Origin of the sequence: Pseudomonas kilonensis, assembly GCF_001269885.1 — a bacterium.
Lineage (GTDB): Bacteria > Pseudomonadota > Gammaproteobacteria > Pseudomonadales > Pseudomonadaceae > Aquipseudomonas > Aquipseudomonas kilonensis.
Genome location: NZ_LHVH01000017.1, coordinates 116,822 through 139,746, shown reverse-complemented (window position 1 = coordinate 139,746; position 22,925 = coordinate 116,822). Strand labels below are relative to the sequence as shown.

Below are 22,925 nucleotides of genomic sequence, written 5' to 3'. Positions count from 1 at the left end.
TGTGACTGACCCACCGCTATCGCGAGCAAGCTCGCCCACATAGGTTTTTGGTCGTTTATAAGATCAGTGTCCACCGCAGATCCCTGTGGGAGCCGAGCTTGCTCGCGATAGCGGTGGGTCTGCTTGCATCAATGCTGAATGTGCTGCCGCTTTCGCGAGCAAGCCCGCTCCCACAGTTGGATTAGGGCACGGCCGGAGAGCTAGGTCGGCTGTCAGGCCGCCTCGCGAGCAAGCTTTGCTCCCACAGCCCAGCGGGGCGATGCGACGCTTCGCTAAATCCCCTCGCCACACTTGGTTAACGCGGGTCGACGATATCCAGCGCTCGATTGGCCAACAACTCACTCAAGTCAATCATCTGCGCCACGCCGAGCGCGACATGCCGCCGCGAGCCTTCCAGATCGAACGCCAGGTCGTTGACCATGGCACTGGCCGAGGCCAGGGTTTCGCTGAGATTTGCTAGCAGGCACTCGGTGTCGAGGGTATCGATGACGGTGAAAACTTGAGTTGAGGTTTTGGGTTTGGGGTGAGTGCCCAGGTGGTAATCGAGTGCTCGATCTGCGGCCTCTTGGAGCTTTTCCGGATCGGGGTCGTTGTAGGGGAAGGTAGACTCTGATGGCGAAGAAGGGTGATGTTTTTTCATAGCGGCGCTCCTGCATCAATTGGAGCCCGAGACATTGGGTCCGGGCGCTGGCGCCTAACGAATTCGGCGGGCTTGCAGTCCCGATCGCTGAATGGGCAGCGACCCGAACAAGCTAGAGATACCGCTTCCGAGCAGCAACCTTAAAACTTCGTCGGAAAAGTCGCCGCGTCTGTCAGACCGGCCACAAATTCTGTGGGAGCAAGGCTTGCCCGCGATGGCGGCCTGACAGCTGGCCTTGCTCTTGCTGACTGGGTACATATCCATTGCTGCGGTCACGGCGGCTTAGGGTTCCGCCCTGACGGCGGCTCACTGTTGAAGAGCGCAAAAGTAAGCAAAACGCTCATGCCCACCACTCGGTGCCTCGCCTAGGCTCGGCATGCCTGAACGAAGGCATTGCTCCGTGGGCCGCCGCGAAGGGCCATCCATGGCCCAGCGCGGCTACCTCGGCATCCATGCCGAGGTGCCCACTGCGCAATGCCTGCGTGCGGCCATCGTGGTTAACGGGGCGCCGAGATCAACGTCCACCACGAGGCGGCCAAGTAGCCGACCTGGTTCTTGGTGGGACCGCGTTTTCCCTGTGGGAGCGGGCTTGCTCGCGAAGAGGCCGGCAAATTCAACATCTCCACCGACTGTGACACCGCCTTCGCGAGCAAGCTCGCACACACTTGGATTGAAGTACAGCCGCCAGAGCTAGGTCGGTTGTCAGGCCGCTTTCGCGAGCAGGCTCGCTCCCACAGTTGGGTCGAAGTACAGCTGCCAGAACCCGGTCGACTGTTAGGCCGCCATCGCGAGCAAGCTTTGCTCCCACAGATCTGACAGGTGTACGACCAAGAGAGCCAGGTCGGCTACTAGGCCGCCTCGCGAGCAAGCTTTGCTCCCACAGATCTGACAGGTGTACGACCGGGAGAGCCAGGTCGGCTATAAGGCCGCCTCGCGGTGGACGTTGATCTCGGCGCCCCGTTAACCACGATGGCCGAACGCAGGCATTGTGGAGTGGGTAACCCGGCATGGATGCCGGGATAGCCGCGCTGGGCCATGGATGGCCCTTCGCGGCGGGCCCACGGAGCAATGCCGGAGTGAGGGCATGCCGAGCACTAGCGAGGCACCGAGTGGTGGGGCAGGAGCGTTTTGCTTACTTTTGCGCTTCTCAAAAGTGAGCCGCCGTCAGGGCGGAACCATAAGTAGCCGTTACCACGAAAACGGATATGTACCCAGTCAACAAGAGCAAAGCCAGCTGACAGGCCGCCATCGCGAGCAAGCTCGCTTGTATGGTAGGACTTGAAGGGAGGAGGAGGGACAAAGCTCGATTCTGACTGTTCGCGCAGTACAGACCGTGGGAGATTTCACCCCTCCTCCTTTCACCCAAGCGCCGATAAAGAATGCATCTGGCCTAGACCGACGATAGGAACAAGCCTGCGCCTCTGGGTGAACCCTTCAAGTGTTCAAACCTTAGCCCGGAAGATTTTCAATGGCAATGCCGGTTTCTGTCGCAAAGCCGATCGTGGGTGTTGATGTCGCCAAAGATGAGTTAGTGATTTATCACGCAGAAACAGATCGACTGGAAGCGATCCCCAACACCAAAGCTGCGATCAAGAAGTGGCTCAAGGAGCTGCCCGCGCCAGTGGATGTCGCCATCGAAGCCACCAATATCTATCACCAGGAATTCGCCGACCTGGCTTATGCGCAAGGCTGTGTGATCTACATGATCGGCGGCTACGAGCTCAGCCATTACCGCAAAGGTGTGAAAGTTCGCGCTAAAACCGATGCGCTGGATGCTCGGTTGTTGGCTCGCTACTTGAACAACGAAGGCCACCAGTTGCACCCGTGGACTCCGCCTTCGCCCCTGTATTGCCGTCTTATAAGCCTTTTCCGGCGCCGGGCAGCCTTGGTCCAGGCGCGTGTCAGCCTCAAGCAAAGTTGGTCCAACGAACCGTTGCTCAAAACGGCGTTTGAGCACCAGATAAAGGCCATGCAACGACTGGAAATCTTGCTCGAGAAAACAATCCAGACGCAGTTGGAAGCAGCTGGCTTGGGCGCTCAGCTCAAGCGTTGCATGAAAGTCGAAGGCATTGGCCTATTGAGCGGTGCCCGTTTGCTCACGTCGTTTCAGCGTGGAGATTTCAGAAATGCCGATGCCTTCATCGCTTTTCTGGGCCTAGACCTGCGTATATCGGATTCTGGGAAAAAGAAGGGACGCCGCTGCTTGTCTAAGCGAGGTGACCCAGAGGCACGTCGATTGATGCATAACGCCGCGATGTCGGCGAGGCGCACAGCGGCATGGAAGGGTTTTTATGAGGCACTGAGGGCCCGGGGACTCAGCACAACCGAAGCATTAGTGGCACTGGCCCGCAAGCTTGCCCGAGTGGTATTCGCCCTGCTGAAGAACCAGAGCGAATACTTACCGAAAGGCATTTAAGGGGTAGCCCCGTACCATAGAATCTCCCACAGGGGGGATGTCACCACCAGGACGAAACATCACCCAAGGCATCACGTAACTGAGCCGCACCCATACGCCGCTGCCCCGGATCAAATGCCAACGCCATCCGCAGCGCCGGCCAGCAACGCCTGGGCAGGTTGCGTGGCGCCTTGAGTGGGCGCTCCAACCGGCTATCGCGAGCCTGGGTGGAAGGTAGCCGTCGGAACGGGTGTTGGCCGCTCGCCAGTTCATACAGCACGCAAGCCACAGCGTAGACATCGGCACCCGCTGAAAGGGGCGCACCTTCAAGCAGTTCAGGCGCCGCGTAACCAGGGGTCCAGGCGTTAAGGCGTTCACGGTTCAGGTTTGGCAGATGCTGAGAAGGCCCTTCTTCGGCCAGGCCCAAACCGAAATCGAACAGGCGCAGGCCTTCTTCGCTCAACATGACGTTGCTTGGCTTCACGTCGCCATGCAGCACGCCACGGCCGTGGGCGTACGCCAGGGCATCCAGCAGCGGCACGGCGATAGCCTTCAGTTCGGGCCAAGGCAGCCCGAGGGGCCGTTCGCAAAGCAGTTTGTCCAAGGTCAGGCCGCGCATCAGTTCCATGGTGATGAAGGCCCGTCTTTGGGCGGCATCCACTTCGAAGGTGTAGGGGCGCAAAATATTCGGGTGGTGCAATCGCCGCGTCAGGGCGAACTCGCTGTAGAGCAGCGCACTCGCATCGGGTGATGCGTCGAATACCTCGCTGAGCATCTTCACGGCAAGGTATGGATCGGGATCAGCGAACTGTTCGTGCAGCAGATCCCGCGCGCGGTAAACAACCCCCATGCCACCCGCCCCAAGCAAGCGTTCAAGGCGATAGCGTCCTGTGAGTATGTCCGGTGTTTCGCTGACGCAAAGCTGGTTGGATGCCACAGTAGGCACAGCGTTGGCGAAGGTGGAATACGTCGGGTGGCTACCCTCTTCATTCACGGGCGGACCACCACGGCCGTCAGGTTATCCCGTGCCGGGCCACGCAGAACGTCGTCGAAAAGATGCTCCAACGCCACGCGCGGCGAAGCCAGGTCCAAGGCACTGCCAAGGGCTTGCGCGCCAAGGCCTTGGTACAGGCCGTCACTGCACAGCAAGAACGTATCGCCCGGGTGAACATCCAGCTCCAGCACCTCCAGCCTCAACTCTGGGGCGGCACCGACCGCGCGGGTCAGTGCCTTGGCCGCAGGATGGGCGCAGGCCTCACCGCGGCTGATGTGTTGCGTGTCGATCAGTTGCTGTTGCAGTGAGTGGTCCTTGGTCAGTTGGTACAGTCGCCGACCACGCCACAGATAACAACGGCTGTCGCCCGCCCAGATGCAGACCCCGCGGTTTCCTTCCAGCAACAGCGCCACCACGGTGCTGCCGATAATGCCGGGATGATCGTCGGTGACGGTCAGCTCCTGGCTCAGTCGTCGGTTGGTCCAGCGCAGGCATTGGCGCACCGCTTTCGAACGTTCAGCCAAGTCCCGGTACAGCGGCAGTTCCGTCAGGTTGGCAACGATCAGCTGGCTGGCAATGTCGCCCCCCGAGTGGCCACCCATGCCGTCGGCCACCGCCCACACCCCCTGTTGTGGGCAATCGAGAAAAGCATCCTCATTACGTGGCCGGGTCTTGCCAGGGTCCGTGCGCGCGGCGCTGTACCAGGGGCCGGCCTCCATCAAAGCTGCACCGGCAGGCGAAATGTGCGCAGCACGCTCATGTCGAAAGGGTTCGGCGTACGTTGGCTCGTCAGCAAATAGTTGGCGCGCAGGCCACCCAGGTCCGCCTTCAATACGCGGACATCGCGCCCGGTCAGGTATTCGCTCTGCATCAGGTCGAACAACCGAAACAGCGACCACGGCCCGGTATTTTTCTCGATACCCACGCCTCGCCCAACCATTTTGTCCAGCACCAGGGCGGCTCGACCATTCTGCGCGTCGCTTGGCCAGGTAAACGCCACCGGCAGGATCGGACCGTGGCGGTATTCAAGCATCTGGTCACCGAAACGGAATTCAGCACGGCTTACCGCCGGGTCCAGGGTGTACGGTTCAAGCTTGAACTGTACTTGCGGCTCGGTCGGGTTTTCGGCGAAAAAACTCCGGCGAATGGTGTGTGCGGTTGCCATTTGATCGAGATAGACCCGGGACATCGGCAAGCTCTGACCGTCGATGCTGCGCAGACGGTAGTGTCCCGCGGAGCCACTGATGAAGGGCTGCATGTAATTGTCGAAGAATCGATCGACGATGCCCTGGTCCTTGAAGAACTCCCGGAAGTCATTGAGCGCGACGTCGCTGGCACTGTGGGCACTGAACGGGTATCGCTTGTTGATCGCCTTGCCGTAAAAGCTGTACAGCTCGCTCTGATAACGCTGGTTCAGGTAACGATAAGAGTCATCGAGCACCAAGCGCCAGCTGTCCTCAGCCATCACGTTGAACCAAGCACTGACCGGCCGCGGCAAGCGGGCAGACGCACCGCGCAGGTGACTCAACGCATCGCGCTGGCCGCCCATCCGGTGCCTGGCCAACTCGAACGCCGCTTGTTCCGGGGCACTGGCGCGAGCCAGGTTCGCCAGTTGCAGTTGCACCTCATCAATGGCCCGCAAGGCCTGGACCAGATCTGCCGTCGGACCATTGTCCGGATCCAGTAGGCGATGCAGCGGCTCGAAACGCCGTCGCAAGGATTTTTGCGCGGTGTCCGGCAGGCTTTCGGTCAGGGACGCAGAGGCTTTCCCAGCCACGGCGGCGAGTTTTGTAACGGCATGTCCAACGTTCCCTGCCGCTTGCGTCAGGTCGTCGATTTGCTCGACAACAGCCTGGATTCGAGTGTGTTCGCGCACTTGCACCAGCATCCGCAGAATCGGCGAGTGAGCCGAGGTCAGCCCCGCGAGTTGCTCGGCGCCCTCACCTGCATTGCTGATGGTTTGTAGGGCGACCTGGCCGACCGCTTCGCTCCAGTGGTCGGCATAGTCACGAAAATACAGCTGTTCCAGTTCGACCATCAGGCGACGCATGTCCATGCCGCTGAGGCCCTCGCCTTCACCCAATACCCAGTTGTCCCGCAGCAACTCGGTGACCAGGGCCGTGCCTTGAACCGAAAAGTAGCGTTCGTAACCCTGGCGGGTATAGAAACCGGGAATCATACGATCGGTGCCGACCAACAACGCACCTTGCGAGCCCAGGTGTTGGCTGAGTCGGTATTGCGGCAGATGGCTGGCCTGTTCGTGCAGCATTCTGTAGACGACGGCCGCCAGGGACTCACGGCGCAAGGCTTCCCGGGCCTGGGCCACCAGCGGTTCGTTGAGCGCATGGATAAACGGTAACTCCAACAGGCGCTCGAGGTGGGCATTCAGGCCCTCCTGCAGCGCCGTGTTGCCGGGATGACGAAGCGACCCATCGTTGGCCAGCCAGTCCTTGAGCCAGGCAACATCGCGGCGCTCTTGCAAGCCCAGCATCAAGTACGCGCGCAGGCTGTTGAGCAGTTGCTCACGGTCATTCCAGTTGTTGCGGACATGCGCTTCCAGCCTCTGCGCAACCTTCGGCAACAGTCGCTCCTGTAGTTCACGCTCGTAGGCGTCGGTCACCGCAGGGTTGCTCGCCTCGCCCTGGTACAGGCCGACGCGTTCATGCAAAGGCACCGCCCTGTAGGGTGGGAAAACCTGGGTGGCCTCGAAACGGAGATCCAGTGATTCGAGCATCGCGGCCCAGTCATCAGCATTCGCCTGGACCGATTGCTGCTGGTCCCAGCGTTGCGTCAGCGTACGCAAGCTGTCCAGTCGCTCGTGGTTGGCCGAAAAACCGTGCGCCCACAACAGCCCACACAGGCCAATGACCGTCAGCGCCCCGAAATACAAAGCTCGCTGCCCCCAATGGAGACGACGGCGCTCGCGCTGAACGAGGTCGGTCAGATCGGCCTCCGGAAAAATCACCCGGCTGATCAAGTGATGAATGAACCGCGAGCGCCCGCTGTGCGTGGTATTGGTTCGGGCCGGCGATGATGCGCAGGTCAGGTAGAAACCCCGCAACGTACCAACGTTGCCGGTAAACGCCTGCTCGACCAGCAGACACAGGCCTGCGCCGAGTTGTCCAAGTTGGTGAGGGAAATCAAGCATACAGCTACGACGCAGCGGGTCGCGCTCTTGATGCATGCGCATGATCACCTGACTGTTGAGGCGATGCAGCAGCGCCTCGAACTCGGCACGTAACACGACCACATCACCGCCACGCTGGTCCCGACTGAAACTTGCACCCAATACCTGGTCGTTTTCTTCGCGAGTCAACGAATCAAAGAACTCATTGAAACCTGGCATGCCGTCCGCTTTGCTCAGGACCAGATAAACCGGGACATCGACGTGCAGTCGCTGTTGCAGGTCCTGCAGGCGGCCACGAATCTGGCGGGCCAGCGTAGTAACTTCGTCCTCGCTGCCCAGCAACAGGACCTCGGTCGGCACCGTCACCAGTACACCGCTCAACGGACGACTGCGGCGACGCTTGCGCAGCAGTTCGAGCAATACGGCCCAGGCGCTGCTGTCGACATCACTGTCCGTTTGGGTCAGGTAGCGCCCGGCGGTGTCGACCAGCACGGCGTGCTCGGCAAAATACCAATCGCAATAACGGGTACCCGATGTGTCGCCGAGTGGCTTGCGTTCAAGCCTGTTGAGGGGGAACTCCAGGCCCGAGCAGTCCAGCAGATGGGTCTTGCCGCTGGCAGGCGGGCCGATCAGCAGATACCACGGCAGATCGTTGCGCCAGCGTTCGCTGCGGCCGGGATAAAGGCTCGAGGACCTTAGCGTGGATAATGCCTGCTTGAAGCGCGAGCGCACTTCGCGCTGCTCATCATCAATCCTGGCCTGATGCAGGGCCCGAGCCTGCTCGGGGGCGTTTTGCTGGAGATTCGTGCTTGAACTGCCGCGCCCATTGACGAAAACCATGGCCAGACCCCAGCCCAGCATTAACACGCTGACGGTCAGCAACCGCGCCGTCGGGCTTGCCCAGAACTTGTAGTCATTGACGGCCAGGAGCGGCCCGGCGAACCACACCAGCAACGCGATACAAAGCACCGCCAGCAGCGTCCAAATCCACGTCTGGCGCACCCAGGCACCGGCTTTCCTTAAAAGCAATTTCATGACACGTCCCTGTTTACGGCAGCGGCTGAGCGGCGACCGGTTCTGACAGTTGATATGGTTGCAGTACGCTTCGGCGCTGCCCGTCCAATACCCAGGCGAAACTCGAGTACATCACCCCCAGGCAGACCAGCGTAAAAACCGCCACCGTCCAGGCCGGGACAATGCGCACCGGGTTGCGTCGCGTACCATCGAAGCCTTCCCAACGAGGCGACAGTTCACGAGGAATGTCGCCGCGTGCCTGGCAGATCAGCCGATACAGGGCATCGCGCAGATTTTCGAGTTCGAGCATCCCACGGGTCTGCACCCGATACTTGCCCTCGAAGCCCAGGGACAGGCACAGATACAACAACTCAAGCATCGACAGGTGTTTGATGGGGTTTTTCGACAAGCGCTCAAGCAATTGAAAGACCTTCTCGCCGCCGAAGGTTTCGTTGTGAAAAGTGCTGAGCAGGCTTATCTGTGACCAACCACCGCCATGGCCCCACGGCGTAGTGACGATCGCCTCATCGATCGCTGAGCAGAGCACGTAACGCGCCGCGATCAACTGATTGTTTTCAACACCGTCCTGCAAGGCACAGGCTTCGAACTGCTCCAGGCCTCGCTTCAGTTCCCCTTTAAGGGCTTGCAGGTCCTCGCGTTCGCGGCCGTGCTTGAGCTGCACCATTTGCGACAACAATCCGGACGCCGCCGAGACCAGCGGATTAAGGCTGACATTGAAGGCCTGGGACCGCGGCAGGTGCGCAGCGTAGATCATTCGCTCTTGCAACTGTTCGAAACGCGGCGGCGCAGCAGCGTCGGTCAAGGGTCCGGAAGCAGGACGCTGTCCATGGTGGTCGAGCAGGACGGTTGTTTCGTCCTGGGGATTTTCCTTGTCCATTTCGTTCAATTCCTGATGGCCCAAAAATTCAGTTCAAGCTCGGCGAAATCACCGCACACATGGAACGCGAAGCCTGCCGAGCGCTTCAGTTGCGCCAGGTCTTCGGAGCTGGGCTCCAGGATGAAATAGGTTTTGTTGGCATGGAAGGCGATCTGCCGCGGAGCCACAGGCAGAGGCCTGATCTTGATACCGGGCAGATGCAGGTTGACCAACTGGCGGATGCGCTCCACAGAGCCAACCTTGAGGTTCAACGGCAGTCGATGGCGCAGCTCTTCGCTGTCACAGTTGGCACTAGCCGCCAGCACGAATGAAGCCGTATCCAGCAGGGAGAGGTCCTGCATCGGCGAAACGGTGATTCCATATTGGCGCGGCTGCAATTGCAGCTCGATAGCGTGCTGCTCGAGCACCATCGACAGCACCTGGCGGATCGCTTGCATCAGGCTGCGAAAACATGCGCCCTGGTCGCTGTGCTGGTAGCGGTTGGTGAGGGGTGGGCGCTTGCTGTCACTGGAGAACGTCGCCAGTTCACCCAACAGGGCCAGTAGCATTCGGTAGAGCGTTTCGGGATGTACTTGCTCCAGGTCCAGATAATGACGCAGCAACAGTTCGCTACGGTTGATCAGTTGCAGCATCATGAAATCGCCGACTTGCGCACCACCGGCCTTGCCATTGAAACGGATCCGCTCCGCAAGACTGTCACCCCGATGGGCAAGCATGCCGATGATCTCCTTGAGACACGACAGCAAATAATGGGATGAACGAGCCTGGAGGAAGGTCGGCACAAAGTCCGGGGCGAGCCTGATCACTCCATCGGCCGTGGTATCGAGCACCTCACAGAGCTTGAGCTTCACAAACGCATGGTCGCTCTGTTGCTCGCCCAACAGCAGGCGCAGGTCCGGCCGGCCACAACTGATCTGGCTCCCGCCGGAATCGCCGGCGTTGGAGTCGGTCACCTGCGCGTCGTAGATGGTGTAGCGCGCCAGCACGTCAGATTGCTCCGGACGACGGGACTCGATGTGATTGCCGGTCACCAATGGCAGCGCGAGGTAGATCGGTGTATTGCTGGTATTGGACGGTACTTCCAGGGCCAACGGCTCGGTGTTGCCACCGAGCTCGAACAGACTGCCGTCCGGCAGGACCCCGCTGGCCTGGCTGACCACCAGTTGGCCCATGTTGAGAAATTGCAGATCGATTTCCAGCGCCAGGAATCCCCAGGCGTAACTGGCCAGCAACCGGGTGCGAACCTTCAACTGGTGGTCGAAGTAACGATCGTTGTGTTGCAGATGTTGTGGACGCAACAACATGCCTTCTTGCCAGATGACTTTATCGTGATTCATCGGTCATCTACCTTGGCCTGTCTTTCAAGCATGTTGGCGATCCCATCCTGGTCGAGAGTCAGGTTCGCTTCGGTCAACTGCGTCGCAGCCACTGGCAGTGTGTAGCGCCAGCGGGCGTGTGGCAGGTCCCGGTACGCCGCGAGTATGCCGACGTAACGGCCATCCCCAGTGATACCGAGCCTGAGCTCGACGGTTTCACCTGGGCGCAATTCCAGCTCTTCGCTGGAAACCAGATCGGGGGCCAGTGTTTCCCTCGCGCGCTCATAAAGGCTGAAGAAATCCGAATTTTCAAAGGCTACCGGATGCCTGAGTTCGAACAACCGCACCACCACTGGCGATGGGCGCCCATTGAGGTCGGGGTTGAGCTGATCACTGGCCGTCAGGGTGAGGTTGAGCTTGGTCATCGTCGAAAAGGGCGACAACGTGGTGCAACCGCCCAGCAGCAGGGCCATGGCCAGCGCCTTCAAAGTCTTGAATAAGTGCATCGTGCAGTGCGACATGGACGTCATCCGTGGTGATCGATTTGCAGGCTGGCAATCAGACGAACCTGTTCTTCATAGGTCTGGGCCGGGTGCAGTTCGCCTTTCAACGCCGAGCGAGTGCGCAAGCTCTGCTGCAAACCATGAATGCTTTGCTTGAGCAGCAGCGCGGCGTTGATCGCCAGGGTTTCGCGGGCCTCGCTATCAAGGCTTTCGAGATCCATACCCAAGGCCATCGCAAAGCGCTCCCAAAAATCTTCGCGCGGGTGATCCATAGCGCCGGCGGGCGGGATGGACGCAGGCCTTGGTTCAACGAGCTCTTCGACCAACTCCGGCACCAGCAGGCTTTCCATGTCGATACGCGCATAATCTGGGCGCCCAAGGGCATCTGGTGGTACGGCAGTGGGATTTATCAGCTCATCGATGTCCAGCAAGACCCGCTCCTGTTGGTCCAGCGCTTTCAGCGGGTCGAGTTCCAGAAAGGCATCGTCCGGAATGAGACTGTCGACCGGCGTTGAGCGACCGGCTTCGGCAACGCTGTTCGACGGGCCGCCGACCAGCCGTGCCAGGACCTCGAATTCGCCCATGATGTAGGCGTCTCCGTCCTGTATCCGTACCGGCTCGCCCTTGGGCAGGCGTGCGCCGCTTTCGCGGTGGGTCGTACCGTTGCCACTGGTATCGGTCAGGAAAAACGCGCCCTCACGGAAGCTGACCTGCGCGTGACACTTGGACAGCAGGCGATCACGATCAGGGATCATCCAGTGGCAACCCTCGCCCCGACCGATCACTCCGCCGGCCGGTCCGAAGGTCTTGTGAAGCAGCCGTACAGGGACGAACTGGTTGGCGTTCAGCATTTCGAAAACAAGATCCATCTACTAAAGGTTCCTTGGGTCACTTACCGCGATAGACCGCTTGTGGATCACCCAGAGGGCGATAATCACTGTCGTTGAATTTGTAGTTACCACTACAACCGCCGAGGGCAAGCGACACGAGGAACGTCAGCAGGACGGCTCGCCAGGCAAAAACAGGCATCGAAATTTCTCCAGGAATGACCGGGCTGGAAGGACTACGAACAAGGCGAGGATCAATCATTGAAATCACTACGCTGAACGTTCAGGCGCGCAAGGCGATAGACCAGCGTGCGTAGCGGCAAGCCAAGTTCACGGGCGGCACGCGCCTTGTTGCCCGAGCTCTCGCGCAGGCCATCGATCAGCAGGCCACGTTCGATCTGCTCCATCCGTTCACGCAAGCTCACACGGCCCCGCTCGGCTGGGGTCTGGATGTGTAGTGCAAAATGCTCGACAAGCAGTTCGCCGCCCTCGCACATGAGCACGGCCCTTTCTACGATGCTCTTGAGTTCACGAACGTTTCCCGGGAAGTCGTAGGCGGCCAGGTGATCGAGCGCTGCGTCTGACCAGCGCACCGGATCCCGCTGCAGGAGTGTGCAAGCCTTGTCGGCAAAATGCCGCGCCAGCTCAATGATGTCGCCGTCGCGCTGGCGCAACGCCGGTAGCGGAATTGGAAACTGCGCAAGGCGGTAATACAGGTCTTCACGGAACTTGCCCTCCTCCATCAGTTGCTTCAGGTCGCGGTGGGTAGCGGCAATGATGCGCACGTCGACTTGGTGAGTGACGTTGGACCCCAACGGTCGGATTTCGCCTTCCTGCAACACTCGCAACAACTTGGCCTGCAGGGATAACGGCATATCGCCGATTTCATCGAGCAACAGCGTGCCGCCGTTGGCCGCGTCGAACAGCCCGGCGCGGTCCCGGTCGGCACCGGTGAACGCGCCCTTGCGATAGCCGAAAAGCTCACTCTCCAACAAGTTCTCGGGAACCGCCGCACAGTTCTGCACGATAAACGCCTTGGATCGACGCGGGCCGTAATCATGGAGGACCCGGGCCACCACCTCCTTGCCGGTACCGGTCTCACCCCGCAGCAGGACGGTATAGGGGCTGTGCAGTACTTTACTGAGCAATGAGCAGGTCTTGCGCATGGCCATGCTCTTACCAATCAGGCCGTAACTGACGGCGCTCGGCAGGCTCGTGGTATCAGGCACCGACTCGTCGACAGGACCGCGCAGACGCTGTAACAGATGCATCTGGCCAAGCGCGAAGGTCCCAAGATGTCCCAGGGACTCAGCGATCCCATGCAGGTCGAGGTGCCGATTGCTCGCGCATAGCAACAAGCCTCCGACCCCATCCTGCGGATCACCCAAGGGAACGCAAAGCAGCGACTGCCAGGGGGTGGCCCGCGGCGGCAGGAAACCGGTTTCGTGCACGCTGTCGCTTAACGCGTCGAGGTACACCACACGGTTCTGGCACAGGGAAAATTGCAACAATTGCTCAGCGTGGTAGTCGGAGGGCAGGCTTTGCGGGTCACGAAATTGCAACTGGCCATCCAGGCTCTCGGTGTTCATTACCAGGCGGGTGAGAGTGGCATCGAGCAGGTACAACTGCACCAGTTCACAGCCACTGAGCCGCGCTACGCCCTGGATGAACTTCCCCACCAGCTCAGCACCGTCCGCCAAACGCGAAAGGTCGGAAAACAGCGCCAGAAGCGCTTCGGCATAGTCCAACGGTTGCGAAAGTTTCTTGAACATGGCGCCCACCTCAGGAGAACTCACACGCGAGACTGGCGTTGCCGTTGAGCACGGCGTGTACATGCCGTAGCTGTTCACCACCGGCCATGGCGGCGAGCAACCGGTCGGCAACCAGCGGCATCAGGTGCAGGTCAAGCAGTTGGTCAATCAGTCGTGCGCCACGATCATTACGACTGCAACGCTCAACCAGGTGGTTCACAAGGTGCCCGCAATAACTGAAACCCAATTGACGACGGTGCAGCCGCTCGCCCAGGCGGTCGAGTTTGACTTCCACCAGTTCACGTAACACCGGCCCGTTGACCGGGTAGTACGGCACCACGCACATGCGCGCCAACAGCGCGGGCTTGAAATGTTGACTGAGTATTGGGCGAATGGATTCTTCAAGGCATTCGGCACTTGGTTTGGCGCCGTTTTCGCACAACACGTTGATGCGTTCGCTGCCCAGGTTCGACGTCATCAGGATCAGGGTGTTGCGAAAATCAATCTCCCGCCCTTCTCCGTCGTTGGCCAAGCCCTTGTCGAATATCTGGTAGAAAAGATTCAACACATCCGGGTCGGCCTTTTCGACCTCATCGAGCAGCACCACTGAATAGGGCTTTTGCCGCACGGCTTCGGTGAGCATGCCGCCTTCGCCAAAACCGACGTAGCCCGGCGGCGCGCCAATCAGCCGGGAAACCGTATGTTTCTCCTGGAATTCGGCCATGTTGAGCGTGGTGATAAAACGATCGCCGCCATAGAGCAGGTCGGCCAGGGCATGCGCCGTCTCGGTCTTGCCGACGCCACTGGGCCCTACCAACAGAAACACGCCCACCGGAGCGTCGGGTTTGTTCAGGCCTGCGGCGGCGGCACGCATCGCACGGTCAAGCGCCTGTACAGCCGGCTCCTGACCACGAATACGAGCACGCAGGTCCGTCGCGAAACTGGCGACTTTCAAATTGTGCTCTCGCGCCAGTTGTGCCAGCGGCACACCGGTCCAGGCACTGATGACCTCGGCTACCAGTCGCGGGCAAACTTCGAAGCTGACCAGGCGCGCCTGGACTTGCGCAGCCACCAACGTGCCGTGTGTTTCATGCAACGCCGCTTCCAGTGCTTCGACGCTGAGGGGGTGATCCACCGAGGCTTTCCGTGCCTTGGCCAATTGCTGACGAAGCGACAACAGGCGTTCCGCAAGAATGCGTTGCTCGGTCCATTGGATTTCCAGCGTTCGGCGCTCGTCTTCGGTAGCCTCCAGGCGTACCTCCAGCGCTTCCAGCGCCTGAAGATCAATCGATAGGCCGGCCTGCGCATCACGACGAAGCGCTTGGCGCTGGCGCTTGCCTTCGGCCAACTCGCCGCGCAACCGCTCCAGGCTGTGCGGCGCAGCGGCCAGGCTGATGCGCACGCGGGCGCAGGCAGTGTCCAACACATCCACAGCCTTGTCTGGCAACTGACGACCAGCCAGGTAGCGAGCCGACAATTGCGCCGCCGCGACCACCGCATCATCACGCAGGTAAATGCCGTGACTGTTCTCGTAGACCCGGGCCAGGCCACGCAGGATGGTCACTGCCTCACTGACGGTCGGCTCGTGCAATTGCACCGGTTGGAAACGACGGGCCAGGGCCGGGTCTTTTTCAAAATATTTTTTGTACTCGGCCCAGGTGGTGGCCGCGATAGTACGCAGCTCGCCCCGGGCCAAGGCCGGCTTGAGCAGGTTGGCCGCATCGGCGCCCCCGGCGTTGCCACCCGCGCCAATCAAGGTGTGAGCCTCATCGATGAACAGGATGATGGACTTTGGCGAAGCCTTGACCTCGTCGATCACCCCTTTGAGACGACGTTCGAATTCACCTTTTATGCTGGCCCCGGCCTGCAGGAGCCCCATATCCAGCGAAAGCAGCTCGACGCCTTCGAGCACTGACGGTACTTCTCCGACGGCGATGCGCAACGCCAGCCCCTCGACGATGGCGGTCTTGCCCACCCCTGCTTCACCGACCACGATTGGATTGTTTTTGCGGCGACGAACGAGGATATCGATCATCTGCCTGATTTCACCGTCGCGACAAAGCACCGGGTCGAGTTGACCTTCACGAGCCTGCCGGGTCAGGTCATGGGTAAAGCGCGCCAGCAGGGAGTCGCCCGGCTTGGCGGAGTGATCGGCGACAGGGTGGGTCTGTTGCGACAAGGCGAAATCTTTCAACCGATCGACGTTCAGTCGGGTGAGCAGCGCCTGGTAAGCACTCCCTGCATAGCGAAGCGGGTTGCGCAGCAATGCCAGGATCAACGCGGCTTGTCCGACCTGGCTGCAGCCCAGCTCGAGATTGGCCACCAGCAGTGCATCCTGCAACCATTGCACCAGCTCCGGGGCGAATACCGGGTTGCGCGAAGCGCTGTGTCCCATCCGTGGTTGCAGCGCAGCGCTCAGTTCACCTGCGCTTACCTGGGCATCCTGCAAGGCTCGCGCGAGCAGCCCCTGCGGACGTTCCAGCAAGCCCAGCATCAAGTCTTCCACCAGGACTTTGTCTGCGCCACGGGCGACGCATCGCTCGGCCGAGCGCTCCAGATCGCTTCTGGTTTCGTCGTCCAACGCCTGGATCAGTTGCTGAAGGTCTACGTTGATCATGTCATTCATTCCTAATGAATTTTGCTGCCGAGGGTCACCACGCCATCGGCGCGCTCGTGCCCCAACCAACTGGTCCATCCCAGGCGGCAGATGTTCTGTTCTCCAATGCACAGCTCACGAATGTCCTGCCGGCGCAGGACCAGGCGAATGTCATATTCGAGGGGATCACGCAGGGTGAATCGCACCAGCGAGCACAACGGCTGGTAACCGATGCCGATGGGCAGGAATTCGTGAAAACGCTGCCAGTCCAGTTCGCTGATATGGATCCGGAACTTACCGCTGCGGTCACGCACCTGTTCACCCAGCACCAGGTCTTGGCTCAGCAGGCTATTGGCGCTCCCCAGGCGATTGCGCTGTTCGCCAAGGATCTCCACGCGCCGCTCGATGCACTGCTCAAGGTTCAGTTCGGCGTGCTTGAAGTAATAACGCAGCACGGCCTCGATCAGAGCTGCCGAATGAGCACGAAGACTCAGCAGTCCCAGATACGGCAGCAGACGCTTCCAGTTCAGTTGACTGGCCTTGCGAATGTCGTCGCCGCCCAGGCCGATCAGCGCAAACAACTGCTCGGAAAACGGGTCTTTAGCTCCGCTCTGAAAACTTGCGCAGTAGCGATACTTGCGCCAGATCGGCAGCATCAGCCGTTGAAGACGGTGGTGGAAGACGTCGAGGAAGTCGCGCGTCGGATTGCCATCCTCCTCCCCCAGGGCCTGCTCACCATAGAACGCCGGTAGCGGCGACCCTGCCCCTACCAGGCTGATCAGGTTCATGCTCAGCCGCGCTCGCACCTGGCCGTGCTCTTCGAAAAACTCCACACGATCGATGTCGCTGGCGGGGAACCCCAGGCTTGGGTTGGCCTGGAACTCCAGCCGGTCATACAGCGCCTCATCATCCAGGTCTGGGTGAGCCTCGCGCAGCCGATCAACGACCAACAACACGGCCTGAAATAGCGAGTACTCGCGTATCCCTCGCGTCAGCCCGCTTATAGAAGCGGCTGCTGGCCCATGCGGGGTGTCCATTGATAGACCTCTCCTTGTGTGCTGTTCACCCGCAGTTCGTGGTACGAATTGAGGCTGGCATAAAGCGCGAAGAATTCGTTGAGAACCGAAGCGAAGACGAACAGGTCGCCCTCGCCGATGTATCCCTGGGGGTCGATGGTCAGTTCGGTGCGCAAGCCACGAACCGGCAAGCCTCGATGCAGGCGGTCGACATGCTGGTGCCTGATCGACTTGAGCCCGTCCAGCAAACGCTTGCTGACCTTCTCTGTCTGCTCGTCGTAGTAGCGCGGAAAATCATAGGTTTCGAGAATCACCTTGAGCGCATTGACGTCCGCCAGCGACAGGTAGTTGAGTGACATGTTGCTGACCAGCTTCCAGAGGAAATCGCGATTGAGCGGGGGAGCGAAGCTCGAGGTGACCGGCCCGATGTTGCGGAAACTCAGCGCCTCAGGGCTTTTTTCACCGGGCTGGTCGATGTCACCCGGCTTGAGCTGGCGCGGCAGGTTCTGGTTGGTGCACATCAACTCGATCGACAGGGTTTCATGGGGGTGAGAGTGCCGGGTACCGAAGCCCAGGCAGGTATCCAGGCCACCGTGCAGCAATGAAGGGCGCTGACGAACGCTGTAGTAGGGTCGGCTGTGGGCCACATCGAAGCTTGAATCGTGCTCGAAGGATTCGAACGGCACATAGGCCTGATAACCCAGGCCGCCGGGGTTCCAGCCGGTGACGCTTTCGACCGAGAACACGCCGCAGTGCTCCTGGTCATAATCGGCCGGCAGCAACAGGTATTCGTCCTGTTTGCTGTCCAGGCGGATTGGCTGGGCATCATGCTTGAACAGATTGACGATCGGCGTGCAGTGAAGCTTTATGTTGTCCAGTGTCGGGCGCGTCCGCTGGATACCGCTTTTGCCAATATCGAAGCGCAGTTCCAGGCCCCGCATCTGTTCGACGCTGCCACGCGGAGCAGCGTTGATCACGTCCAGGCCATTGACGTCGACGAACAGGAACTTGTCCTGGAAGGCGAAGTATTCCTGCAGGTAGCGATAGCCGCGAAAAGTATTCAGCGGATACGGGATCAGCGCTTCCTCTTCGGCAAACCCTACCGGCTGGACACGATCGGCCGGGACCCTGAACATCATGGGGCTGCCATCTGCAGCCCGCAGGGCATCGCCGGAGCCGTCCAGCGGGATCAGCTCGATACCTTCAAGGTTGCGCAAGAGACTGAGATAGAGCATCTGGCTGATGTAACGCTCGCCGGTCAAGTGCAGACGCAATTGGCTCAGTTGCAGTTCGCCCAGATGACCGTCGCAACACATTTCCAGGCGCAGGCTCAACAGCGACCCATCCCCTTTCACTGAATAACTCAACCTGGTCAGATCAAGCGCCAGCACCTCGGTTGAGTAACACGTCAGGAAACGGCAACGCACCTGCTGCACAGGCTTGCTTTCGACCGGCGTATCACGCTCCACCCGCAGTGCGGGGCCGGACCGCTGTAGTGGATCGAACTGCAAGATGCTGAAGGCCGGCAACGGCCGCATGTAGTTCGGCCACAACAGCTGCATCAGCGAATGGCTCAGCTCCGGCAATTGGTCATCGAGCTTCTGGCGCAGCCGCCCGGTCAGGAATGCAAACCCCTCCAGCAGCCGCTCCACATCCGGATCCCGTCCGGCCTGCCCCAGAAAGGGGGCCAACGCCGGGTTACGCTCGGAGAAACGCCGGCCCAGCTGACGGAGCGCCGTCAGCTCGCTCTGGTAGTAATGATTGAACGACATGTATGGCTATCCTTGTCTGACCTTGACCTGACCGCTGCCGTCCAGGCACGCGGAAAAACTGACCTGTCGCCTGACCCCCTCCACATCCAGCAAAGCGTCGATGCTGAAGGACAGGCGAAGCGGATCGGCATGGTTTGGTATTGAAACGACACAGACATTCCTGAGGCGTGGCTCGTAGGCCTTGATGAACGCCTCGATCGCCTTGCGGGCCTGGCTCCCTGCGTCGTGCAGGCTCAAGCGCATGTCATTGAGATCCGGTAGCCCATAATCGGATAGCGTCTGCACGCTACCCGCCCGGGTGCTGAGCATCTTGGCCAGATGCGCAGCCACCGATGTCACGACACACATCTCACGGCTCAAACCCGCGCGCTTTTCTGAATCACCGGCCAGGCGCTCGAAAAGGCTGCCATACATCATGAGCGCGCCTACACCTTGTCCAGCTTGCCAACCAACGACAGCGTGAAATCGGCCCCCATGTACTTGAAGTGAGGCCGTACGTTCAGCCCTACGCGATACCAACCCGGCTCACCTTCAACGTCGCTGACAATGATCTTCGCTGCGCGCAGCGGACGGCGGCCACGAACTTCGGCACTCGGGTTCTCCTGGTCGGCAACGTATTGGCGAATCCAATTGTTGAGTTCACGCTCCAGATCCGTGCGCTCCTTCCATGACCCCAATTGCTCGCGCTGCAGAACCTTCAAGTAGTGAGCCAGTCGATTGACGATCATCATGTAGGGCAACTGAGTGCCAAGCTTGTAGTTCAGCTCGGCATGCTTGTCCTCGGCACCGTTACCAAAAAATTTCGGCTTCTGCACGGAACTGGCGGAGAAGAACGCGGCGTTGTCACTGCCTTTGCGCATGGTCAGGGAGATGAAGCCTTCCTCGGCCAATTCGTACTCGCGTCGGTCGGACACCAGCACTTCGGTCGGGATCTTGGTTTCGATCTCACCCATGCTTTCGAAGTGGTGCAACGGCAGGTCTTCAACCGCGCCACCGCTTTGAGGGCCGACGATGTTCGGGCACCAGCGGAATTTGGCAAAGCTGTCGGTCAGCCTTGTACCGAACGCGTATGCCGTGTTGCCCCACAGGTAGTGCTCGTGGCTGTTGGCTACGGTTTCCTTGTAGACGAATGACTTGACCGGGTTCTCTTGCGGATCGTAGGGGTTGCGCAACAGGAAGCGCGGTACGGTCAGACCAAAATAGCGAGCATCTTCCGATTGACGAAAGCTCTGCCACTTGGCGAATTGCGGACCTTCGAAGTGGTCCTTCAGGTCCTTGAGGTCCGGCAGGTCAGTAAAGCTTTCCAGGCCAAAGAATTTCGGACCGGCTGCGGCGATGAACGGCGCATGGGACATGCAGGCGACACTGGACACGTACTGCATCAACTTCACGTCCGGCGAGCTTGGCGACATGAAGTAGTTAGCGATGACCGCACCCACCGGCTGCCCACCGAACTGCCCGTATTCAGCGGTGTAGATATGTTTGTACAGGCCTGACTGCATGACTTCTGGCGAATCCTCGAAGTCGTCCAGCAAATCGTCCTTGGAGACGTTGAGCATTTCTATCTTGATGTTTTCGCGGAAGTTGGTGCGGTCCACCAGCAACTGCAAACCGCGCCATGCCGACTCCAGGGCCTGGAATTGTGGGTGGTGGAGGATTTCGTCCACCTGGCGACTGAGCTTGGCGTCGATCTCGGCGATCATGCGGTCGACCATGGCCTTCTTGACCGGCTCGCCGCTGTTTTGCGGTTTGAGCAACTCTTCGATGAACGCAGATACGCCTCGCCTGGCAATGTCGTAGGCGTCATCGTCCGGGGTCAGGCGAGTCTGGGCGATGATGCTCTCAAGAATGCTGTAATCAGCGTTGTCCTGGCTTTGCTGCTGTACGGCATGGGTACTCATGTTTCGGCTTCCTTGGCTGAAAGAATCAAGCGTTCTTCGCTGTGGTGTTCAGACCCAGCTCATCCAGTACGCGGCGGCGGGACTCGTCATTGCCGAGTACGCCTTCGATGGCCTTGCGAAACGCCGGCGCGTTACCCAATGGCCCTTTGAGCGCCACCAGGGCATCGCGCAGCTCCATCAATTTGCTGAGCTCCGGCACCTGCTCGACCAGGCTCGCCGGGTTGAAATCCTTCATCGAGTTCACACGCAGCTGTACTGCCAACTCTTCAGTTTCGCTTTCTTCCTGGAGACGATTCGGTACGCTCAGGGTCAGGTTCAGCTCTTGCTTGGCCAACACTTCGTCGAAGGTCATCTTGTCGATGCCAATCGGCTTGCGGTCCTCGATCTTGCGTTCATCCCTGCGGTGGGTGTAATCACCGATCGCCAATAGTTTCAACGGCAGTTCAATTTCTTCCTGGGCACCGCCGGTGGCAGGTTTGAAGGTGACGTTGATGCGTTCCTTCGGGGCGATCGAGCCTTCTTTGGCCATGACTTTCTCCTTACAATTTTGGACCCGGAGGCCTATTCAATGACCCGTTCCAGGTCGAGGTGACACAACCTGCGATAGGTCTCTTCCTTGCACTCGCGTATGACGTGGTTCTGAGGCAATAACTCGCAGCAGCTGTGCAACAAATGCAGCACCTGTAACTCCAGGGTGGGCTCCCAGGTATTCAGGCCGGCGTGTTGCAGTGTCTGGTCGAGGACCTCGAGCTGGACTTTGGCGAGTTCGTATTTCCTCGCCGAGAAGCACAAGCGAGCCATCGCGAACCGCCAGAGGAAACACTCGCGTGCCCCAAGAGCGTTTTGCATGCCTTGCCTGAGTAACTGGACAGCGGGTTTGAGGCCATCCTTGGACAGGATCGACTGGGCCTCTTCCAGCGTCAGTTCCCAAGGCGCATCGTTGTGGGTGGTATCGATTTCGGGCGCCGCGCCGGGGTTTTTCAGGTGAGGCATGACCTGGGACGCGATCCACGCCCGCGTGGCGGGATCGGCGAACGGCGTACCGTCATGCCAGCGCAATTCGATAACCCCCGGCAGGCGCTGGATGAATAGCGCGAAATGGACCTCCACTTCACCCATGGCCAACTCGGCGTTCAACCCTTGCAGGCACTCCCAGGCAAGCCGCTGGCCATCGAGCCAGAACGGAGCCTTCGCCAGGCTGGCCTCGATCTCCACCAGCAGGTTCGCGTAATCGCCTTGGTGGAGACTGTCCTGATAAGCCTTGAGTTTGTCCGCCGGCACCCCACGCAACTGCGTGATCTGCTCGGCGTTACGCTCGGGCATGGCGTCAATGGTCAGCCAGGTCAAGGTACGGTTCAGGCGCAGGGCCCGAACGTCGGTTGCTTTTTGCTTGAGCCACCAGATGCATAACGGCCCTGCGCTTTCCTGCTGGGCGCGCAGAGCCTTGTGGGCTTCTTTTTCGTTTTCGATCGGAGCGCCGGGCGTGAGCAGTTGGGCGGCAACTTGCTTCACCTGAGCCACTACCGTCCCAATGGCACCCGCCTGCGGCAGGTTGTCAGTGGTACGCTGGATCATCGTGTTGAGGCGCCGACACAACGGGAGCAGCAGAGGCGCGTCATCACCCAAGTGGGCAGTGCAAGCGGTATCGAGACCTTCAAGTTGTTCGGTCAGATGGCGGAACAGCGGCAACTGCTCCTTGATCGCAACGTCATCGCCCAACGCCTGCTCCAGGCGAGGCATCAACCAATTGATACTGGCGGCACGGGTTCGATTTTTGATCGGATGAATGTCAGGCCAATGGTTTTTACACAAGTGGTGCAAAAGACAGAGACCTGCCAGCAGCCCTTGGAAAGATTCGCGCTGATACAGCGCCCAAACCAGCCAGGCCGCCACTCGCAAGTCCTTCGACTGGGTACGCAGCAGCGCTTCACTTCCTTCACGGATCTTCAGCCAGTCGACCTGGCCGCTTTCGTGCATCGACTGGGCTTTGCCGAGCTCGCTTTCCAACGCCTCGTATTCATTCGAAAAGCGCACGTCCGCACCCGCAAAACCCTCTTTGGAGATGGGCATTTTGGCGAGAGCCAGGTAATGGGCGGACAGTTTTCCGGAATACGACATTCACGAGCCTGTTAAGAAAATTCAGTTTGTGAGATGGGCAGTTTTGGCGACATGGTT

At 59.8% G+C, this 22,925-nt stretch carries 17 protein-coding genes and 1 pseudogene; 1 reads left to right on the top strand and 17 read right to left on the bottom strand.

Annotated elements, in window-relative coordinates; all coding sequences use genetic code 11:
• Positions 1-295: 295 nt before the first annotated feature.
• The gene (locus AD662_RS07195) at positions 296-640 is read right to left on the bottom strand and encodes a DUF6124 family protein (RefSeq protein WP_053186328.1); all 345 of its coding nucleotides are present in this window, start codon (positions 638-640) and stop codon (positions 296-298) included.
• 1,468 nt (positions 641-2,108) lie between these two features.
• Between AD662_RS07195 and AD662_RS07190 the strand changes: the two genes are divergently transcribed.
• Positions 2,109-3,056, top strand: coding sequence for an IS110 family RNA-guided transposase (locus tag AD662_RS07190; protein WP_053177781.1), 948 nt, complete (start codon positions 2,109-2,111; stop codon positions 3,054-3,056).
• Between the two features lie 40 nt (positions 3,057-3,096).
• On the opposite strand, the gene AD662_RS07185 is transcribed toward AD662_RS07190, so the two are convergent.
• The 16 genes and pseudogenes from AD662_RS07185 to tssA all read right to left on the bottom strand — a co-directional run bounded on the left by AD662_RS07185 (position 3,097) and on the right by tssA (position 22,868).
• The gene (locus tag AD662_RS07185; protein ID WP_053186325.1) at positions 3,097-4,029 is read right to left on the bottom strand and encodes a serine/threonine-protein kinase; all 933 of its coding nucleotides are present in this window, start codon (positions 4,027-4,029) and stop codon (positions 3,097-3,099) included.
• Positions 4,026-4,751 (bottom strand): PP2C family protein-serine/threonine phosphatase, encoded by a 726-nt coding sequence (locus tag AD662_RS07180; protein ID WP_053186322.1) that lies wholly within the window; start codon positions 4,749-4,751, stop codon positions 4,026-4,028. Before AD662_RS07180 ends, AD662_RS07185 begins: the two co-directional genes overlap by 4 nt.
• The gene (tssM, locus tag AD662_RS07175; RefSeq protein WP_053186320.1) at positions 4,748-8,191 is read right to left on the bottom strand and encodes a type VI secretion system membrane subunit TssM; all 3,444 of its coding nucleotides are present in this window, start codon (positions 8,189-8,191) and stop codon (positions 4,748-4,750) included. Before tssM ends, AD662_RS07180 begins: the two co-directional genes overlap by 4 nt.
• A gap of 13 nt (positions 8,192-8,204) precedes the next feature.
• On the bottom strand, positions 8,205-9,068 hold the full coding sequence (gene icmH / locus AD662_RS07170; protein ID WP_053186318.1) for a type IVB secretion system protein IcmH/DotU: 864 nt from the start codon (positions 9,066-9,068) through the stop codon (positions 8,205-8,207).
• 5 nt (positions 9,069-9,073) lie between these two features.
• Positions 9,074-10,405: a type VI secretion system baseplate subunit TssK gene (tssK, locus tag AD662_RS07165; protein WP_053186314.1), complete on the bottom strand. Its 1,332-nt coding sequence runs from the start codon at positions 10,403-10,405 to the stop codon at positions 9,074-9,076.
• Entirely contained in the window at positions 10,402-10,905 is a 504-nt protein-coding gene (gene tssJ / locus AD662_RS07160; RefSeq protein ID WP_053186311.1) for a type VI secretion system lipoprotein TssJ, read from the bottom strand. Before tssJ ends, tssK begins: the two co-directional genes overlap by 4 nt.
• 59 nt (positions 10,906-10,964) lie before the next feature.
• Positions 10,965-11,756 (bottom strand): annotated as a pseudogene (gene tagH / locus AD662_RS07155) (type VI secretion system-associated FHA domain protein TagH); the annotation flags it as partial.
• A 19-nt stretch (positions 11,757-11,775) separates the two neighbouring features.
• Positions 11,776-11,916 carry a hypothetical protein gene (locus AD662_RS07150; RefSeq protein ID WP_053186305.1) on the bottom strand — a complete coding sequence of 47 codons (141 nt, stop codon included), beginning with the start codon at positions 11,914-11,916 and terminating at the stop codon, positions 11,776-11,778.
• Between the two features lie 52 nt (positions 11,917-11,968).
• The gene (locus tag AD662_RS07145; RefSeq protein WP_053186303.1) at positions 11,969-13,486 is read right to left on the bottom strand and encodes a sigma-54 interaction domain-containing protein; all 1,518 of its coding nucleotides are present in this window, start codon (positions 13,484-13,486) and stop codon (positions 11,969-11,971) included.
• A 10-nt stretch (positions 13,487-13,496) separates the two neighbouring features.
• Positions 13,497-16,082, bottom strand: coding sequence for a type VI secretion system ATPase TssH (gene tssH / locus AD662_RS07140; RefSeq protein WP_053186301.1), 2,586 nt, complete (start codon positions 16,080-16,082; stop codon positions 13,497-13,499).
• Positions 16,083-16,093: 11 nt separating this feature from the next.
• Entirely contained in the window at positions 16,094-17,098 is a 1,005-nt protein-coding gene (gene tssG / locus AD662_RS07135) for a type VI secretion system baseplate subunit TssG (RefSeq protein WP_053186298.1), read from the bottom strand.
• Positions 17,062-18,849: a type VI secretion system baseplate subunit TssF gene (gene tssF / locus AD662_RS07130; RefSeq protein WP_053186295.1), complete on the bottom strand. Its 1,788-nt coding sequence runs from the start codon at positions 18,847-18,849 to the stop codon at positions 17,062-17,064. The genes tssG and tssF overlap by 37 nt, the downstream gene beginning before the upstream one ends.
• Positions 18,850-18,855: 6 nt before the next feature.
• Positions 18,856-19,266: a type VI secretion system baseplate subunit TssE gene (tssE, locus tag AD662_RS07125; RefSeq protein WP_053186292.1), complete on the bottom strand. Its 411-nt coding sequence runs from the start codon at positions 19,264-19,266 to the stop codon at positions 18,856-18,858.
• Positions 19,267-19,274: 8 nt separating this feature from the next.
• Complete coding sequence (gene tssC, locus AD662_RS07120; protein WP_053186289.1) at positions 19,275-20,750, bottom strand: type VI secretion system contractile sheath large subunit; 1,476 nt, start codon at positions 20,748-20,750, stop codon at positions 19,275-19,277.
• Between the two features lie 25 nt (positions 20,751-20,775).
• Complete coding sequence (tssB, locus tag AD662_RS07115; protein ID WP_053183142.1) at positions 20,776-21,279, bottom strand: type VI secretion system contractile sheath small subunit; 504 nt, start codon at positions 21,277-21,279, stop codon at positions 20,776-20,778.
• Between the two features lie 32 nt (positions 21,280-21,311).
• The gene (tssA, locus tag AD662_RS07110; protein ID WP_053186286.1) at positions 21,312-22,868 is read right to left on the bottom strand and encodes a type VI secretion system protein TssA; all 1,557 of its coding nucleotides are present in this window, start codon (positions 22,866-22,868) and stop codon (positions 21,312-21,314) included.
• Positions 22,869-22,925 lie beyond the last annotated feature (57 nt).

Bases quoted from the DNA above. Each gene is read 5' to 3' on its own strand.
- tssA (WP_053186286.1), bottom strand. From the start codon at position 22,868: ATGTCGTATTCCGGAAAACTGTCCGCCCATTACCTGGCTCTCGCCAAA.
- AD662_RS07190 (WP_053177781.1), top strand. From the start codon at position 2,109: ATGGCAATGCCGGTTTCTGTCGCAAAGCCGATCGTGGGTGTTGATGTC.
- AD662_RS07150 (WP_053186305.1), bottom strand. From the start codon at position 11,916: ATGCCTGTTTTTGCCTGGCGAGCCGTCCTGCTGACGTTCCTCGTGTCG.
- icmH (WP_053186318.1), bottom strand. From the start codon at position 9,068: ATGGACAAGGAAAATCCCCAGGACGAAACAACCGTCCTGCTCGACCAC.
- tssB (WP_053183142.1), bottom strand. From the start codon at position 21,279: ATGGCCAAAGAAGGCTCGATCGCCCCGAAGGAACGCATCAACGTCACC.
- tssE (WP_053186292.1), bottom strand. From the start codon at position 19,266: ATGATGTATGGCAGCCTTTTCGAGCGCCTGGCCGGTGATTCAGAAAAG.
- tssC (WP_053186289.1), bottom strand. From the start codon at position 20,750: ATGAGTACCCATGCCGTACAGCAGCAAAGCCAGGACAACGCTGATTAC.
- tssM (WP_053186320.1), bottom strand. From the start codon at position 8,191: ATGAAATTGCTTTTAAGGAAAGCCGGTGCCTGGGTGCGCCAGACGTGG.
- tssJ (WP_053186311.1), bottom strand. From the start codon at position 10,905: ATGTCGCACTGCACGATGCACTTATTCAAGACTTTGAAGGCGCTGGCC.
- AD662_RS07195 (WP_053186328.1), bottom strand. From the start codon at position 640: ATGAAAAAACATCACCCTTCTTCGCCATCAGAGTCTACCTTCCCCTAC.
- tssF (WP_053186295.1), bottom strand. From the start codon at position 18,849: ATGTCGTTCAATCATTACTACCAGAGCGAGCTGACGGCGCTCCGTCAG.
- tssG (WP_053186298.1), bottom strand. From the start codon at position 17,098: ATGGACACCCCGCATGGGCCAGCAGCCGCTTCTATAAGCGGGCTGACG.
- AD662_RS07145 (WP_053186303.1), bottom strand. From the start codon at position 13,486: ATGTTCAAGAAACTTTCGCAACCGTTGGACTATGCCGAAGCGCTTCTG.
- tssH (WP_053186301.1), bottom strand. From the start codon at position 16,082: ATGATCAACGTAGACCTTCAGCAACTGATCCAGGCGTTGGACGACGAA.
- tssK (WP_053186314.1), bottom strand. From the start codon at position 10,405: ATGAATCACGATAAAGTCATCTGGCAAGAAGGCATGTTGTTGCGTCCA.